Source organism: Streptomyces sp. NRRL F-2580, from assembly GCF_000720115.1.
Classification (GTDB): Bacteria; Actinomycetota; Actinomycetes; order Streptomycetales; family Streptomycetaceae; genus Streptomyces.
Genome location: NZ_JOIR01000111.1, coordinates 1 through 580 on the forward strand (window position 1 = coordinate 1; position 580 = coordinate 580).

The 580-nt window shown below is 74.5% G+C and carries 1 protein-coding gene; it reads left to right on the forward strand.

The window, feature by feature from the left end; genetic code table 11:
- Positions 1-73 precede the first annotated feature (73 nt).
- Positions 74-580, forward strand: a 507-nt coding sequence (locus IF88_RS0139650; RefSeq protein ID WP_030724470.1) for a hypothetical protein, incomplete at its 3' end; no start/stop codon positions are given.

Below are 580 nucleotides of genomic sequence, written 5' to 3' on the forward strand. Positions count from 1 at the left end.
GCGGCTCCGTACAGAACAGCTCACCGCCGGCCAGCCGGTCCCGGGTGGGCTCGCCGCTGAGGACCGATCGCCCGTGCCCGCCGACCTGACCGCGCTCATAGCCGCCTCCGCCCGCTGGCTCCTGGCGGCCTACCAGCCCCCGACGGGCGCGCTCAGCCGCGCGCTGGCCGAGGCCCAGGCCCGGCAGGCCGCCACCCTGGCAGCCTCCCTGTGCTACCCGACCAGCATGGACGTCCAGCTGCTCCACCTGCTCGCCCCCAGCGGATCCCACCGGCTGGACTGGCTCACCGGAAGCGAACCGCACGACGACGACACCGACACCGCCTGGCGGACCTGGGTCGACGAAACCGTCGTCAGCTGGGCAGCCTGCCTCCTGGCCGAGCCCGCCCTGGCCACACGCGCCCACCAGGCCCTGGCCGCCACCGAACACCACACCGACACCGGCAGCCTGCAACGACTGACCCACCCCAGCGCCCTCGACAGCGAGGCCGCCGCCCTGCTGCGCCACCCCGACCTCCTCGAAGGCATCGCCGAGCTGCACCGCTCCCACCTCCTGCAACGGCTGAACGTCCACGGCGCC